This window comes from Bacillus cereus group sp. BfR-BA-01524 (assembly GCF_022662595.1).
In the GTDB taxonomy this organism is placed as follows: Bacteria; Bacillota; Bacilli; order Bacillales; family Bacillaceae_G; genus Bacillus_A; species Bacillus_A thuringiensis_S.
Genome location: NZ_JAKUDW010000055.1, coordinates 1 through 15,498, shown reverse-complemented (window position 1 = coordinate 15,498; position 15,498 = coordinate 1). Strand labels below are relative to the sequence as shown.

The following is a 15,498-nucleotide window of genomic DNA, read 5'->3' as shown; positions in this document are numbered from 1 at the left end:
GTAAGATGAGCTTAGTCGTATTACTTTTTATAATTGGGTTTATAGGATCGTTTATATCAGGAATGGTTGGGATTGGTGGCGCGATTATTAATTATCCGATGATCTTATACATTCCAGTATTGCTAGGATTTACTGGCTATACGTCACATGAAGTGAGCGGTATTACAGCGGTACAAGTATTCTTTGCAACTTTTGCAGGCGCGTGGGCATACCGGAAAAGTAATGACATGAATAAAACATTAGTTATGTATATGGGAGCTAGTATATTAATAGGAAGCTTCATAGGGAGTTTCGGTGCTAACATATTAGAGGAACATACAGTCAATGTTGTTTATGCAGCATTAGCTACAATTGCAGCTATTATGATGTTTGTACCGAAACAAAATAATAGTGGAGATGTGAAGTATAATAAATGGTTAGCAAGCTTGTTAGCGTTCGTTGTAGGGGGAGCTTCAGGCATTATAGGAGCTGGAGGTTCGTTCCTTTTAGTTCCCATTATGCTAGTTATTTTAAAATTACCACTGCGCATGACGATCGCAACATCTATCGCTATTACGTTTATTTCCTCAATAGGGATTACTACCGGAAAAGTGATTACTGGGCAAGTAGTTATCATTCCAGCTCTAATTATTGCGGTTGCAAGTATATTTGCTGCGCCACTTGGAGCACGAGTCGGGAAGAGGCTAAATCAAAAAGTACTGCAATATGTATTGTCCACTTTAATTGTAGGAACTGCTGTTAAAATGTGGATGGATATGATATCGAAATAAAAGGATGGTGCTGCTTGCAGCCCATCCTTTTATTTATTGCCCGTAAACCCCACGGATTATAGTTTCACTTTATGCCCAAATAACTTTCATTAAGTTTTTATATTCGTCATTTGCTAATTTATATAGCATTCTCGTATGTTCAAAGACAAGTGCTGGATTAAAGTTTGGCTCTGAGAATGCAAGAGATGCTGAAATATCAATTGCATTTTGCTTGTTTAATGTGAATTTTGCAAAGCGATAAGATGTGTTTAATTCATTAATGACATGTAAAATATCATTTGTTGATGTTGCATCAGGCACGTGAGCAACATTGAAGCAGTATATATCCACCGTAGGATGTTCGTTTTGGAAAGCAGCGATAAGTTGAATTTTTGCGCCAGCTTCTGTCTCTAATCCTACTGAAAAATGAACAGAGCCATCATTTTCATCTATATTTTCTTCCATGTATATATCGTTGGATTTTAAGTAGTCTTTAAAATCTGAGATGTTATGTTTTACTGCAGCTTTCATATGTATGAGCCCCCTGATAATTGGAATAGATTGCTACTATTTATTATAATTTAAAAATATTAAAAAAGATAGTTAGAAAGTTCTGATTTTTGTATTTAGAAGAATAAAAAGAAGCGGTTCTCTACCTCCATAGAGAACCGCTTCTTTATTATTCATTGTCATTAGATGATGTTTCTGTATCTTCACTGCTATTTTTGTTCTTATTTTTCACTTCATTGTTACTTGATTCGCGTTCACTTGAATTTTCAGACTTAGATTCTTTTGTCTTTTTCGAATCAGAGTCTGAGTCAGACTTTGTATATGCAGGTAGCCCAAGATGAGTACGAAGTTCATTTGTAACATTAGCTAATTCTTTTTTATCTGGATTGTAGTAGTAAGTTCGACCACCACCAGCAGATTTGCTACATGTATCGTCACCTTTTGCCATATAGCAATCATCACCTTGGATTTGTAATTTCTCAATTTCCGAATCCGATCCATATTTATAGAATGAAAGCATATCATCAAATGTTAAGTTTGTAACAAATTGTCCGTTAATATCATCAATGATGTTGCCAACTTTTGTTACAGAACCAGCATTTGTTAGTTTCTTTAAAATAGCTTCGATAACGAGTTGTTGACGTTGTCCACGCATTGCATCACTATCGATGTGTCTTGTTCTAGCAAGAGCAAGAGCTTCTTCGCCATTTAACTTTTGAACACCTTTTTCTAGATGAATTGCCTCAGCATTATCATTGCTATCTTGCTCAGTAAATTCAACTGGTACATCAACTTCAACACCGCCCAAGTCATCGACGATTTTTATAAATGATTTAAAGTTAAATTTTACAAAGTAATCGACAGGAACATTCATTAATTTTTCAACTGCATCAATGCTTGCTTGTGGTCCACCATTTTTCCCGTTTTTAGCAGAACCGAATGCATGAGCGTGTGTAATTTTATCTTTTTTCTTTTCTATTGGAATATAAGTATATGTGTCACGTGGGATACTTAATAGTTTAACAGTTTTGCTATCTTTATTAAATGTTGCAAGTAAAAGCGCATCTGTTCTTATAGCTTCACCATATTCTTTTCCTCGGACATCGCTTTCATCAACACCCATTATTAAAACAGAGACGTTATTTGTAATAGGTTTTACAGCTTTATCTCGTAAATCTGATTTATCACCGCGTGCTAAATCGTGTGCGGCATTTCGAACAGCAGAAGATGCTTTATTTACTAAAAACCAAGTATAACCGCCGCCTATTAATAAAACGAATAGTATAGCGCTTATAATAATTTTTATTTTTTTCTTATTTTTTTTCGGTTTACTGCGTGTATTTTCTTGCAAAGATGGGTTTTGCTCCATTTCCTGTACTCCTTCATTTGGATTGAAATACGACACTCATATCCACTTATTATAATGAAATTTAGCGAAAAAAAACATTACAAATCATTTACATTTCGTAAAAATTCAATTTATTTATAAAAAGTCAGATTTTCTATATATTATTTTGTAGATGTAGAATAAGTATAAGGGCTATTAGTAGAAATGAAAATATATATTATGAGAAAGCGATAGGGAAGTAAGATTTGTTGAAATATAGCCAAGAAGAAATGAGTAAGCTTACTTATTTCTTCTATATAATAAAGAAGAATTTGACGGATAAAGGAGAGAGCATAATGAATCATACATCATTCCGAGCAATCGTTGTGAACGAAACGGAAAATCATCAGTTTGTAAGAAAAGTTGTTGAGAGAGAAGTAAGTAGTTTACCTGAGGGAGACGTATTCATACAAGTTCATTATTCTTCATTAAATTATAAAGATGCCCTTTCAGCTACTGGTAATAAAGGTGTTACGAGAACATATCCTCATACGCCAGGAATTGATGCCGCAGGAGAAGTTGTGAGTAGTGAAGATAACTCCTTTAAGGTAGGAGATCAAGTTATTGTAACGGGATATGACTTAGGTATGAATACCTCTGGTGGTTTCGGAGAATATATTCGCGTCCCATCATCTTGGGGCGTGCCTTTACCAGAAGGAATGTCATTAAAAGAAAGTATGATGTATGGGACAGCAGGTTTTACTGCTGCTTTGTCGGTATATAAGCTTATTGGAGCAGGAATCAAGCCTAGTATGGGAGATGTTTTAGTAACGGGTGCTACAGGCGGCGTAGGGAGTGTAGCTGTTAGTATATTAAGTAAGTTAGGGTTTAACGTAGTAGGAGCGACAGGGAAAATGGAAGAGGAACAGATACTACTACGTCTAGGAGTGAAAAAAGTGATTCATCGCGCGGAATTGAATGATGAATCAGGAAGACCGATGTTAAAAGGGCTATACGCCGGAGTTATCGATACTGTAGGTGGACATATGTTAGAAACAGCTTTAAAAACAGTAAAGTATGGTGGGTGTGTAACGACATGCGGTAATGTGGCAGGCCAGGAATTACATACAACGGTATATCCGTTTATTTTGAGAGGTATTAGTCTTTTAGGGATAGATTCCGTGCAATGCCCAGTGGATGTAAGAAGAGATGTGTGGACGCTTTTAGCGAATGAATGGGGAAATAAAGAGTTACTATCTTATACAGAAGAATGTACATTAGAAGAATTAGAGAAGAAGTTTGCACTTATATTGCAAGGAAAGTTAAAAGGAAGAACAATTGTTAAAATAAAATGAAAAAAGAGACGCTTAAGTTAGCGTCTCTTTCTTATTATAATGATTGTTTTAAATTGATTTTACCTTGTTCGCCTAAAACACCGTCAGCGATATTTACAGCGTGATCGCCAATGCGCTCTAAGTTACTTACCATATCGACGAAGATGATACTTGCATCACCTGAACAGCTGCGTTCGTTTAGACGTAATACGTGACGTTTACGAAGAACACGTTCCATTTGGTCGATTTTGCGTTCTTTTGCAATAACAGTTTGAGCTAGTTCAGTATCGAAGTTTGTTAAAGCTTCAACTGAGTCTTGCAGTGTTGAAATTGTTAATTCAAGCATTTCGTTTAACTCAGCTAATGCTTCGTCTGATAGTGAAACACGGTTTGAAATTTGGAAATCTACAAGTTCTACAAGGTTTTCTACATGATCACCGACACGTTCAATATCCCCAACAACACCTGCTAAAACAGAATGTTTTTCAGAATCCGTAGGTGAAAGTGGCTTTTCTGATAGTAAAACTAAATACTCGGTAATTTTTTTATCTAAATTGTTAATAGCTCCTTCTAATTGAGTAGCCATGTTTGCGTGTTTTTTGTCTTGTGTATTTAAAAATTGATTTGCTTCTTTTAATCCATGTAATGAGAACTCAGCCATACGGATAATCTCTTTTTGAGCTTCAGTTAAAGCGATGGCTGGAGATTGTTCAATAAAGATTGGATTTAAATGTTGTGGTTTGAAGTCAATCGCTGCATCCTCACCACGAATAATTTTTGTTACGATCCACGCTAACACTGCAATGAACGGGAATTGAATAATTGTATTTGTTACGTTAAATGTTCCGTGTGCAAATGCAATAGTCATTTCTGGATTCAAGTTTAATGATGTTTGGAAATATTGAATTAAACTTGTAAATGGTACTAATAAAATTGTAAAGATAATTGTACCGATAATATTAAAGATAACGTGAACTAATGCTGCACGTCTTGCTGCAATTGAAGTACCGATTGCTGCTAATACAGCTGTAATTGTTGTACCGATGTTATCACCGAATAATACAGGAAGAGCTGCTTGTAAATCGATTGCACCTTGACCGAATAGTTCTTGTAAAATACCGATTGTTGCGCTTGAGCTTTGTACAATTAAAGTAAAGACTGTACCGACAACAATTCCTAAAATTGGATTGTCACTCATGCTAACTGTTAATTCTTGGAATGACTCTAAAGAACGAAGAGGTTTCATACCTGCGCTCATTAATTCTAAACCGAAGAATAACATACCAAAACCGAATACAACTTGACCTACAGAATGTACTTTTTTATTTTTAAAGAAGAATAGTAAGATAGCTCCAATTGCCATAACTGGGAGAGCATATTCTCCGATTTTAATTCCGATAATAAATGCAGTAACTGTCGTACCGATGTTTGCACCCATAATAACACCGATTGCTTGTCTTAATGTCATAAATCCTGCACTTACAAGTCCGACTGTTAAAGCGGTTGTTCCTGAACTTGATTGGATTAATACAGTAACTAACATACCTGCTAGTACACCCATAAGTGGGTTTGTTGTAAAACGATCTAGAATATCGCGAAGACGATCTCCAGCTGCTTGTTGCAGTCCATCGCCCATGTATTTAATCCCGAATAAGAAAATACCTAATCCACCAATGAACTGGAAGATCATATCTTGAACATTATATTCCACGCATTCCACTCCTTAAATTTCATGTACGATGTAATTATTAACTGAACCTTGAGTCACTGTAAACGGTTTGCTAGTAAAATTTACACTAAATTTACAAAGGAAAGAAAAGTTTACAAACCCTTAAAGAAACAGCTGTATTTTATTGGTTTTCATCTTGTATAAATCTTAATTTTGTAAAGAAATCACACTTTTTAGAATAGTGTTGTTCAGTTGAATATCAAGGAAAGCGTCTGCGAGTTCATCGTATATTTTTTGATGAAAGTTAAAAAAATATGTAGGAAAATGCATGTAGTTTTATAACAGCAAAACGAGGGAAAAGAATTTTTTACCACGATAAAAAAGCCACTGATTTATCCAGCAGCTTTTTCCGTGTTTTTATCGCCATGCTTTTGTTTTCTTATGCTTGTAATATAAATGAAGAGAAAAGCAATAAGTAATAGAGAGGAGTAACGATATACAGTTGCATAGTTTGTAAAATGAGCAATAAATCCAAATATAATAGCTCCAGCGCCGATTCCAAGGTCAAATGCGGAGAAGAATGTAGCTGTAGCTACGCCGCGTCGATGCGGTGCTACGCGGTCAATCATCCATGCTTGTAGTGCAGGTTGGATCGCGCCAAAACCACTTCCGTAACATGCTGCAGCAATAATTAAGCTCGGAATTGTCGTCGTATACGACAATAAAATAATACCTGTAAACGTTATAATAACTCCCGGAATGATGACGAATGTATGGCCTTTCGCATCATATAGCTTTCCAGAGAATGGACGAGTCACAGCGATTGCTAGTGCGTTACATAAAAAGAAGAGGCTAATATCAGCTATGCCGACTTCTGTAGCAAATAGTGTGATAAAACTTCCAATTCCTCCGTACATTAATGTAATACATAATATTAATAATGAAGGAAGTAAAGCTTTACGTTCAATAAATCCATCGAGAAAAGTACTAGATGATTGTTGTGGAGGCTGTTTCGTTTTTTGGATTTGAAGTAGTTTCGTTAATATTAATGAAACAATTGTGCACGATAATGCACATAAAAAAAGAATTGTGAAGTTATATGTTTGCATAAGCCATAGTCCGATAAGTGGACCGAGGGCCATTGCAATTGTTCCAGAAAGGCCAAAGTATCCCATGCCTTCTCCGCGGCGAGCTGAGGGAATTAAATCAGAAACGACAGTCCCATATGTAGTCGTTGTAATACCGAAACCAGCTCCGTGTAAAATACGAACAGCAAGCAAGAGAAAGATTGTTGAGGCGAAAAGGTAACTGCCCATAGCGAGTAAACAAATAGCAGTACCGATCATTAAAATGATTTTTTTATTGAATTTTTGCAAGGCGTTCCCAGTTAGCGGTCTAACAAAAAGTGCCGCGACGGTAAACATGCCGACAACCAATCCGATATTGGAACTTGTGCCACCAATTTCTTTCACATAAACAGGTAAGGTTGGAATTAACATTTGAAACCCTAAAAACATACATAAGTTTGCAAAAATTAAAGCAACAAACTCTTTTGTCCATAACGGTTCTCGTTTTACGAGTATTGCTTCTCCCATATATTCATCCCCTATATAAAATTTTCTCTTTTCTTTCGAGTATATGTATTGGCCAATGCAACAGTCAAGGAAGGTGTCTTGAAAACGGATAACAATTTTTAAGGTGAAAAACTGACAAATTTGTGTAAAAGCTACACAACTATGAAAAAAAGATGTAAAGTATAGATGTATAGACTTGTAGGTGTTAAGAATGATAGAAATTGTTTTTTCTTTAAAGAAAGCGGATTCAAATATATGTAGTGAACAAGAAGGGGATATATACTTTTTCACTACATATATTTGAAAAGGTTTACAATATGATGAAGAAAGAGGCGTGTACATATGAGACGATTAGGTATTTCTATTTATCCAGAACATTCAACAGTAGAGAAAGATAAGGAGTATTTAACATTAGCAAGTAAATATGGATTTACACGTGTGTTCACATGTTTATTATCTGTGGATGGAGAAAAAGAGAAAATTATAGAAGAATTTAAAGAAACGATCTCTCATGCGAATGCATTAGGGTTCCAAGTATTAGTTGATATTAGTCCGTCTGTTTTTGAACAATTAGGTATTTCGTATAATGACTTATCATTCTTCCATGAATTAGGTGCGTACGGTATTCGTTTAGATGTTGGTTTCTCAGGATTAGAAGAATCAATTATGACTTATAATCCGTATGGTTTGAAAATTGAGATTAATATGAGTAATGGTACGAAGTATGTAGATAACATTATGAGTCATAGACCAAATCGTGAAAATTTAATTGGTTGTCATAATTTTTATCCGCATCGTTATTCAGGGTTATCATACGATCATTTCATTAAATGCTCGAAACAATTTAAAGATTACGGTATGAGAACGGCTGCTTTTATTTCATCATTTGATGCAACATACGGACCTTGGCTAGTAACAGAAGGGTTATGTACATTAGAGCAGCATCGTGAATTACCGATGACAACACAGGCGAAGCATTTATTTGCGACGGAATTAATTGATGATGTTATTATTGCAAACGCATATGCGTCAGAAGAAGAATTACAAGCACTAGGTGCATTAAATAAAGAGAAACAAACATTTGATATAGAACTATATGATACAACGACAGAATTAGAAAGAATTATCGTATTAGACGAACCACATTTTTATCGCGGAGATGTATCTGAATATATGATTCGTTCTACACAAAGTCGTGTGAAATATAAAAAAGAAGAGTTTAAACCTCATAATACGCGTGAAATTAAGCGTGGAGATCTATTAATTGATAATGAACAATATGGCCAGTATAAAGGCGAATTACAACTTGCATTAAAAGATATGGTGAATACAGGAAAAACAAATGTAGTTGGTCGAATTGTAGAAGAAGAGATTTTCTTACTAGATTATTTACAAGCATGGGATAAATTCGGATTCACATTAAAGAAATAGAGAGAATATAAAGGGGAAAAACTACTGATTTCAGCAGCTTTTCCCCCTTTATATATAAAGAGCGAGAGGAAGAGCTATGACAAAGGTGCATCAGCGATTAATTTCTATTTTAGAGGAGTTTTTAGAAGAGAAATCGATGTTAAATCGAGCTTTTTTAGCGGGCCGTTTACATGTATCGACGAAGACGATTCAAAAGGATATAAAATTATTAAATGATATATTGGAAGAAAACGGAGCGAAAATCGAATCGCAAAGAGGGACTGGGTACGAATTAGAAATTATACAAACGAAGAAATTTGAAGACTTTTGTGTGAGTCTATTTCAAAAACAGACGGAAAAGATTCCAACTTCTTATGAAGAAAGAATAGCGTACATTTTGCAGCGTGTTTTAACGACAGAGGGATATGTGAAGCTTTCAGAATTAGCGGAAGAGATTTATGTGAGCAAATCAACGGTCAATTTAATTATGAAAGATGTTACAGATATATGTAGTCGCTATAAATTACAAATTGAGAAGAGACCGTATTATGGTATACGTATTGTTGGAGAGGAATTTAATATTCGTTCTTGTTTATCACAATATGGTTTACCGCGTTATGACCATACTCCGTTTCATGAGCAATTTGAGCAGACGGAGACGTATTTATCGCTACCTCATATATCACTTATTCGTTCAATTATATTAAAGTATATTGAGGGTGGAACAATATATTTATCTGATATAGAAATTGATAATTTAGTCATTCATATTGCAATCGCATTAAAGCGTTGTCAAAGTCAACATTATATGAAAGGACTGCATGCGGAGCAATCAGAACTTATAATAAAGAAAGAATATACAATTGCGAAGCAGATTTTAGGAGATTTAGAGAAAGAGTTAAAATTTTTATTTCCAGAAGAAGAAGTATTATATGTGACGATGCATTTATTAAGTACTGCTGTTACAACGAGAGATCGCTATGAAAATGTAGAAGAGCTATTAGGAAAAGATATATATGCATTTATGCAACATATTCTTTTTAAAGTAGCGGAAGAACGGAATCTTATTTTTTATTATGATGAAGAATTATTATTTGGATTTGGTATTCATTTAAAAACGTTATTAAATCGTTTGAAGTATAAGTTAAATACGAGAAATCCTCTTTTGGCAGAAGTGAAAAAGAATTATCCGTATGCTTTTGAAATTGCGATTCTCGTTGGAGATATCATTGGTGAATATACGGGTGAATCGATCCCTGAAAGTGAAATTGGTTATATTGCAATTCACTTAGGCGGAGCGATGAGCCGTTTGCAGGAGCAGAATCAAAAGAAAAGATGTTTATTAGTTTGTGCGACTGGTCAAGGAAGTGCACAACTATTAAAATATAAAATTTTATCACAGTTTCGAGATAAATTAGAGATTGTAGGTATTACAGGCTATTATCAATTGAAAGTAGAAGATCTTTATAAAGAAAAAATAGATTGTATTATTAGTACGATTCATATACCGAGTGGCTTGCCTGTTCCAGTTATAAAAGTGAATTCAATATTTGATGATAAAGAGATTAAATCGATTGGTCAGCGGTTGTTTACGCATGTGAATAATAGTGTTCAGCAATATATTAAGGAAGATTTAATCTTTTTAAATCATAGTGCTTCTACGAAAGAGGATGTTATTCAGTTTTTATGTGAGAAAGCTGCTGAGAAACGCTATGTACCAGAAAACTTTTATGCTTCTGTTATGGAAAGAGAAAATACGTCTCCGACAGCGGTTGGGAATTCAGTTGCAATCCCGCATCCGATGCAGTTATTAAGTGAGGAAACTTTTTTGATGTTTTGCACACTTGAAAAGGCTGTTGATTGGGGAGACAAAAAAGTACAAGTAATTATTTTATTTAGTGTAAAGCGCAATAATAATGAAGATTTGCAAAGGCTTTATGATTTTTTATATGATATTATGTCTAGTCAAAGTGCGATAGAGAAACTTACTCAGACCGAGGTAATTGAAGATTTTCAAGAGATTTTATTATCATTTTGAAAAAGTATATAAAAACTTCCGTTACATAACGGAAGTTTTTTATGTTTAATTGTATGCGTTTTCATAATAAGATAAAAATATAGAAAACATATAGCTTGGGGGAATTTAAAATGGCTGATATGCAAACTCCATTTGCATTAATTTTACATGGTGGCAATGCGAGAAGTGCGGCGCTTGAAGCAATCGCTTTTGCAAGACAAGGAGATTTCGAGAATGCGGGTGAAAAGATGAAACTTGCTAGTGAGGAAATTTCAGCAGCTCATCGTATTCAAACGGATCTAATTCAAGAAGAAGCAAGAGGAAATCATGCAGAAATCAGTTTACTGTTAGTGCACGCACAAGACCATTTAATGAATGCAATTACAGTGAAAGAACTAGCTGAAGAATTTATTACTCTTCATAAACGAGTGGAAGAGAAAGTGACAGTATAAGATGTATATTTTATTATGTTGTGCAGCAGGTATGTCAACGAGTATGGTCGTAAGAAAAATGCAAGAAGAGGCAAAGAAACAGGGGAAGAATTATAAAATTAAGGCGGTTGATTCAGAACTTGTGAAACTTGAAATAAAAGAAGCCGATGTCGTTTTAATCGGTCCACAAGTGAAATATTTATTTCCAGCTGTAGAGGTTCTTGCAAATTCATACAACATACCAGTTGCAATTATAGACCAACGAGATTATGGCATGTGTGATGGTTTGAAAGTGCTTAGGCAAGCAGAACAATTAGTTTTAGCATAATTATATCTTTTTAAATATAAACATTATAATGTTATAAAGTTTATTTCATTCTTTTATAGTAGAGAGAAAGAGGAGGGCTATTGATGAATGGGTTTATGAGTTTTATGGAACAAAAGATTATGCCAACAACGCAAAAGATTGCAGGACAACGACATTTATTGGCAATTCGAAACGGGGTTATTTCTACATTACCGTTAACGATCGTCGGATCATTTTTCGTAATCTTTTTAAATTTACCAATTGATGCATATATGGAATGGATTGCACCGTTCCGCCATATTTTAGATATTCCATTCCGATTTACAGTAGGACTAATGGCATTATACGCAGCGTTTGGTGTAGGGGCTTCGCTCGCGAACTTTTATCAGCTCAATCAATTAAGTGCAGGGCTACTATCTGTACTCGCCTTTTTACTAGCATCAGTTGAACCAATTCAAATTACGAAAGCTGTACCAGGTGTTATTGATGCAGGTCGATATATTTCAGTAGGAACATTAAGTGCAACGTCTTTATTTGGTGCAATTGTTACAGCATTAATTGCAGTAGAAATTTATCACTTTATGATTAAGCATAATATCTCAATTAAATTACCAGACAGTGTACCACCAGCAGTTTCAAATTCGTTTGCAGCATTAATTCCAACATTAGTAGTTATTCTTTTATTCTGGGGCATTCGCTACGGTTTGAAATTTGATGTAAATACAACAATTACATACTTAATCGCACCATTAAAATCAGTACTAGTAGGAAATAACTTATTCGGTGGTTTATTAACAGTATTCTTAATCGTGTTCTTCTGGTCATTTGGTATACATGGACCAGCGATTTTAGGACCAATCATTCGTCCGATGTGGGATTCAGCAATTCTTGAAAATATGGAAGTGTTCACGGCTACAGGAAATGCACATCAATTACCAAACTTATTTACAGAGCAATTCATTCAATGGTTCGTATGGATTGGCGGATCAGGCTCAACGTTAGCTTTAGTAATTATGTTTATGTTCTCTAAATCTAAGTTCCTAAAAGAGTTAGGTAGATTATCATTCGTACCAGGTTTATTCAATATTAACGAGCCAATTATTTTCGGGGCTCCGATTGTAATGAACCCAATCTTAATTATTCCGTTCGTTATTACACCGTTAGTGACAACGACAGTATCATATTTCGCAGTTGTTTCAGGTATGATTCCACTCATGATGGCGAAACTGCCATTTACGATGTTAGCACCAATTGCAGCGGTGATTAGTACGGACTGGACAATTATGGCTGGTGTACTTGTACTTGTTAACTTTGTTATCTCATTCGTTATTTACTATCCATTCTTCAAGATGTATGAGAAACAACAATTAGCAGGAGAGGAGAAAACAGAATGCTCGGAGCAATTATCATCTTAATTACATTCGTGGTCGGACAGTGTATTGCCCATTATTCGAAATGGGTACAAAGTAAATCTTTATTAGTGTTACTACTAGTATCAGTTTTATTTATCGGTTGTTCAATGGGTGCATATGTAATGTTAGGTCTACACTCACCGTACGTAATTATTGTACCGACAATTTTATGTGCAACATGTTTATCTGCAAAATATAGATTTACGAGCATGGCATTAATACAACGTGTGAAGGAGATGCAAAAGCATGGAGCGTAAATTAGGAATTTCACTTTATCCAGAACATTCAACGAAAGAAAAAGATATGGCTTATATTTCCGCAGCGGCACGACACGGTTTTTCAAGAATATTTACTTGTTTGTTATCTGTGAATCGTCCGAAAGAAGAAATTGTGGCTGAATTTAAAGAGATTATTAATCACGCAAAAGATAACAATATGGAAGTTATTCTAGATGTAGCTCCAGCTGTGTTTGATCAGCTTGATATTAGTTATAGCGATCTATCATTTTTCGCAGAGTTAGGCGCAGACGGTATTCGTTTAGATATAGGTTTTGACGGATTAACGGAAGCGAAAATGACGAATAATCCGTACGGTTTAAAAATTGAGTTAAATGTAAGTAACGATATTGCGTACTTAGAAAATATTCTTTCGCATCAAGCGAATAAATCAGCTTTAATTGGTTGTCATAATTTTTATCCGCAAAAATTCACTGGTCTTCCGTACGATTATTTCATTCGCTGTAGTGAACGCTTTAAAAAGCATGGTATTCGCAGTGCAGCATTTATTACATCACATGCCGCAAACATCGGTCCATGGGATATTAACGACGGATTATGTACGTTAGAAGAGCATCGTAATTTACCAATTGAAGTGCAAGCGAAGCATTTATGGGCGACAGGGCTAATTGATGATGTCATTATCGGAAATGCTTATGCGAGTGAGGAAGAGTTAGAGAAACTAGGAAACTTAAATCGATACATGTTACAGCTGAAAGTACAATTTGTAGACGAAGCGACTGAAGTAGAGAAGAGAGCCTCGCTGCAAGAGTTACATGTAAGACGCGGCGACATAACAGAGTATATGGTACGTTCTACAGAAGTACGTAAAAAATATAAAGACTATGATTTCCCTATGCGCGAAAGCGTACTACAGGAAAGAGGGCAAGTTGTAATTGGTAACAATTCATTTGGTAAGTATAAAGGTGAATTGCAAATCATTCTAAAAGAAATGCCGATAGATGAACGGAAAAATATTGTCGGTACAATTGCGGAAGAGGAGTTATTCTTACTAGATTACGTAGGGGCTTGGACACAGTTTACTTGTGTGGAATAGGGAAGAGAAGGAGAGGATGCTGTGGCATCCTCTTTTTTCTGTTGATATAGTATAGTCTATCGTATATAGAATGCAAAGAGATAGACTTAATTTGGACGGGAGAGAAGGAGATGGAAGAGTATATAGATGATTTATTAAGGCGGATGGCTGATGAAGAAGCAGGAGTTTGGCAATGTGCGTATGAAGAAGCGAGGCAGTTAAATGATTTATCGCTTTTTTCTTGTTTCCAGGAGAAAGTAATGGAAGCACGAAAAGTATATATAAAAACAAAACTTTATTTTTTAATTACACAACTTGCAATAAATACTAGAGAGATGTATATAGCAGATTATTTGATAAATAGGTTAGAAAGTGAAGAAAGCAGGATAGTGTTGGATAGTATGCTTATAGATTTAAGTAAATTATCTGAAGCGAGCAATGCACATAAAATTATTCCTTACATATATCATAAAAATAGTGGAGTTCGTTATTCCGCTGTCATCGCTTTATGGAAGCAGAAGATGCTTTATTGAAGTTACTTACAGTGGAAGAGAATCGAGATGATATTGTAAATATATGTGCCACTTTACATGAGATTGGAACAAAGCGATCGATTCTATCTTTAACGAAACTTTTACACTGCGATAGTGCTTATATTCGTTCAGCAGCTATTGAGACTTTAGCAGAAATCGGAAGAACAGACTTACAAATAGTTTATATTGAAGCTTTGCATGATAGAAATATGAAGCTGTTCGAGCTATTTATATGTATGGCGACGAAATGGAAATGAGACCAATTTGCGAACGTGTGAATAAAATTGTCGCTAGAAGACGTAAAAATGAAGTAGAGCCTACGGATGAATCAGAGATTATCATTGCTCTTCGTTTCTTACATAAGTTTGTTGATCAGGAAGAAGTTTTAAAGACATTTGATAAAGTGTACAAAAAACGTGGAAACTTGTTTATGTCGGAGAGGAAGTGGCTTCGAGATAATATTACTTACTTTCAAGAGAAAGAAAGAATGTAAGAATCATAAAAAAGAGCCAGCCTCAACGATGAGACGGACTCTTTTTTACTAACTAGTTTAATACTTTAACTGTAACTGTTTTACGTCCCCAGTTACTAGATGTGCCTTTATCTGGCATTAAAACGTCAATTTTATTTCCTTTAATAGCTCCACCAGTATCACCAGCGATTGCTACTCCGTAACCTTCAACCCATACTTTTGAACCTAATGGAATGACACTTGGATCAACTGCAATTAGTTTCATGTTTGGATTAGCTGTTAAGTTGTGACCCATAGCTGATTTTACTTGGTCGCCTGCTTTATAACCATTTTCAAGTGGATCTGCTGTGTAAGCTGTTGCTACAACACGTAACTCACGAGAAGATGATGGTGCACTTGTTTCAGTTTCTTTTGCAGCAGGTTGTTGTGTAGCTGGTTTTTG

14 protein-coding genes and 1 pseudogene are annotated in these 15,498 nt (G+C 35.1%); 10 read left to right on the top strand and 5 right to left on the bottom strand.

Going from position 1 to position 15,498, the window contains the following annotated elements:
• The first annotated feature begins 5 nt into the window (after positions 1 to 5).
• On the top strand, positions 6 to 770 hold the full coding sequence (locus tag MR170_RS19220) for a sulfite exporter TauE/SafE family protein (RefSeq protein ID WP_242308944.1): 765 nt from the start codon (positions 6 to 8) through the stop codon (positions 768 to 770).
• Positions 771 to 839: 69 nt separating this feature from the next.
• On the opposite strand, the gene MR170_RS19215 is transcribed toward MR170_RS19220, so the two are convergent.
• Positions 840 to 1,280, bottom strand: coding sequence for a hypothetical protein (locus MR170_RS19215; RefSeq protein WP_000642361.1), 441 nt, complete (start codon positions 1,278 to 1,280; stop codon positions 840 to 842).
• Between the two features lie 148 nt (positions 1,281 to 1,428).
• A complete protein-coding gene (locus MR170_RS19210) occupies positions 1,429 to 2,628 on the bottom strand; it encodes an LCP family protein (RefSeq protein ID WP_016082761.1) in 1,200 nt (399 codons plus the stop codon).
• Between the two features lie 227 nt (positions 2,629 to 2,855).
• Here MR170_RS19210 and MR170_RS19205 point away from each other — a divergent pair, with 227 nt between their 5' ends.
• Entirely contained in the window at positions 2,856 to 3,941 is a 1,086-nt protein-coding gene (locus MR170_RS19205; RefSeq protein WP_242308958.1) for a YhdH/YhfP family quinone oxidoreductase, read from the top strand.
• A gap of 34 nt (positions 3,942 to 3,975) precedes the next feature.
• On the opposite strand, the gene MR170_RS19200 is transcribed toward MR170_RS19205, so the two are convergent.
• Together MR170_RS19200 and MR170_RS19195 are read right to left on the bottom strand one after the other, a co-directional pair.
• Complete coding sequence (locus tag MR170_RS19200; RefSeq protein ID WP_000456270.1) at positions 3,976 to 5,631, bottom strand: Na/Pi cotransporter family protein; 1,656 nt, start codon at positions 5,629 to 5,631, stop codon at positions 3,976 to 3,978.
• Between the two features lie 350 nt (positions 5,632 to 5,981).
• Complete coding sequence (locus MR170_RS19195; protein WP_000503254.1) at positions 5,982 to 7,184, bottom strand: MFS transporter; 1,203 nt, start codon at positions 7,182 to 7,184, stop codon at positions 5,982 to 5,984.
• Positions 7,185 to 7,505: 321 nt separating this feature from the next.
• Here MR170_RS19195 and MR170_RS19190 point away from each other — a divergent pair, with 321 nt between their 5' ends.
• The 8 genes and pseudogenes from MR170_RS19190 (at position 7,506) to MR170_RS19155 (ending at position 15,077) form a co-directional block, all read left to right on the top strand.
• Positions 7,506 to 8,594: a DUF871 domain-containing protein gene (locus MR170_RS19190; RefSeq protein ID WP_242308943.1), complete on the top strand. Its 1,089-nt coding sequence runs from the start codon at positions 7,506 to 7,508 to the stop codon at positions 8,592 to 8,594.
• A gap of 76 nt (positions 8,595 to 8,670) precedes the next feature.
• A complete protein-coding gene (locus tag MR170_RS19185; protein ID WP_029441685.1) occupies positions 8,671 to 10,611 on the top strand; it encodes a BglG family transcription antiterminator in 1,941 nt (646 codons plus the stop codon).
• A 110-nt stretch (positions 10,612 to 10,721) separates the two neighbouring features.
• Positions 10,722 to 11,042: a PTS lactose/cellobiose transporter subunit IIA gene (locus MR170_RS19180; protein WP_000774623.1), complete on the top strand. Its 321-nt coding sequence runs from the start codon at positions 10,722 to 10,724 to the stop codon at positions 11,040 to 11,042.
• A 1-nt stretch (position 11,043) separates the two neighbouring features.
• Complete coding sequence (locus MR170_RS19175; protein ID WP_098138006.1) at positions 11,044 to 11,349, top strand: PTS sugar transporter subunit IIB; 306 nt, start codon at positions 11,044 to 11,046, stop codon at positions 11,347 to 11,349.
• An 83-nt stretch (positions 11,350 to 11,432) separates the two neighbouring features.
• Positions 11,433 to 12,743: a PTS sugar transporter subunit IIC gene (locus MR170_RS19170; protein ID WP_001013060.1), complete on the top strand. Its 1,311-nt coding sequence runs from the start codon at positions 11,433 to 11,435 to the stop codon at positions 12,741 to 12,743.
• Positions 12,719 to 12,997: a hypothetical protein gene (locus MR170_RS19165; protein WP_000900046.1), complete on the top strand. Its 279-nt coding sequence runs from the start codon at positions 12,719 to 12,721 to the stop codon at positions 12,995 to 12,997. Before MR170_RS19170 ends, MR170_RS19165 begins: the two co-directional genes overlap by 25 nt.
• Positions 12,987 to 14,072 (top strand): DUF871 domain-containing protein, encoded by a 1,086-nt coding sequence (locus MR170_RS19160; protein ID WP_242308942.1) that lies wholly within the window; start codon positions 12,987 to 12,989, stop codon positions 14,070 to 14,072. Before MR170_RS19165 ends, MR170_RS19160 begins: the two co-directional genes overlap by 11 nt.
• A gap of 110 nt (positions 14,073 to 14,182) precedes the next feature.
• A pseudogene (locus MR170_RS19155) lies at positions 14,183 to 15,077 on the top strand (HEAT repeat domain-containing protein).
• 52 nt (positions 15,078 to 15,129) lie between these two features.
• Here the strand turns inward: MR170_RS19155 and MR170_RS19150 are convergent.
• A partial coding sequence (locus MR170_RS19150) for a 3D domain-containing protein (RefSeq protein ID WP_242308940.1) occupies positions 15,130 to 15,498 on the bottom strand: 369 nt, incomplete at its 5' end.

Bases quoted from the DNA above. Each gene is read 5' to 3' on its own strand.
- MR170_RS19220 (WP_242308944.1), top strand. From the start codon at position 6: ATGAGCTTAGTCGTATTACTTTTTATAATTGGGTTTATAGGATCGTTT.
- MR170_RS19210 (WP_016082761.1), bottom strand. From the start codon at position 2,628: ATGGAGCAAAACCCATCTTTGCAAGAAAATACACGCAGTAAACCGAAA.
- MR170_RS19170 (WP_001013060.1), top strand. From the start codon at position 11,433: ATGAATGGGTTTATGAGTTTTATGGAACAAAAGATTATGCCAACAACG.
- MR170_RS19185 (WP_029441685.1), top strand. From the start codon at position 8,671: ATGACAAAGGTGCATCAGCGATTAATTTCTATTTTAGAGGAGTTTTTA.
- MR170_RS19215 (WP_000642361.1), bottom strand. From the start codon at position 1,280: ATGAAAGCTGCAGTAAAACATAACATCTCAGATTTTAAAGACTACTTA.
- MR170_RS19165 (WP_000900046.1), top strand. From the start codon at position 12,719: ATGCTCGGAGCAATTATCATCTTAATTACATTCGTGGTCGGACAGTGT.
- MR170_RS19190 (WP_242308943.1), top strand. From the start codon at position 7,506: ATGAGACGATTAGGTATTTCTATTTATCCAGAACATTCAACAGTAGAG.
- MR170_RS19180 (WP_000774623.1), top strand. From the start codon at position 10,722: ATGGCTGATATGCAAACTCCATTTGCATTAATTTTACATGGTGGCAAT.
- MR170_RS19195 (WP_000503254.1), bottom strand. From the start codon at position 7,184: ATGGGAGAAGCAATACTCGTAAAACGAGAACCGTTATGGACAAAAGAG.
- MR170_RS19160 (WP_242308942.1), top strand. From the start codon at position 12,987: ATGGAGCGTAAATTAGGAATTTCACTTTATCCAGAACATTCAACGAAA.
- MR170_RS19175 (WP_098138006.1), top strand. From the start codon at position 11,044: ATGTATATTTTATTATGTTGTGCAGCAGGTATGTCAACGAGTATGGTC.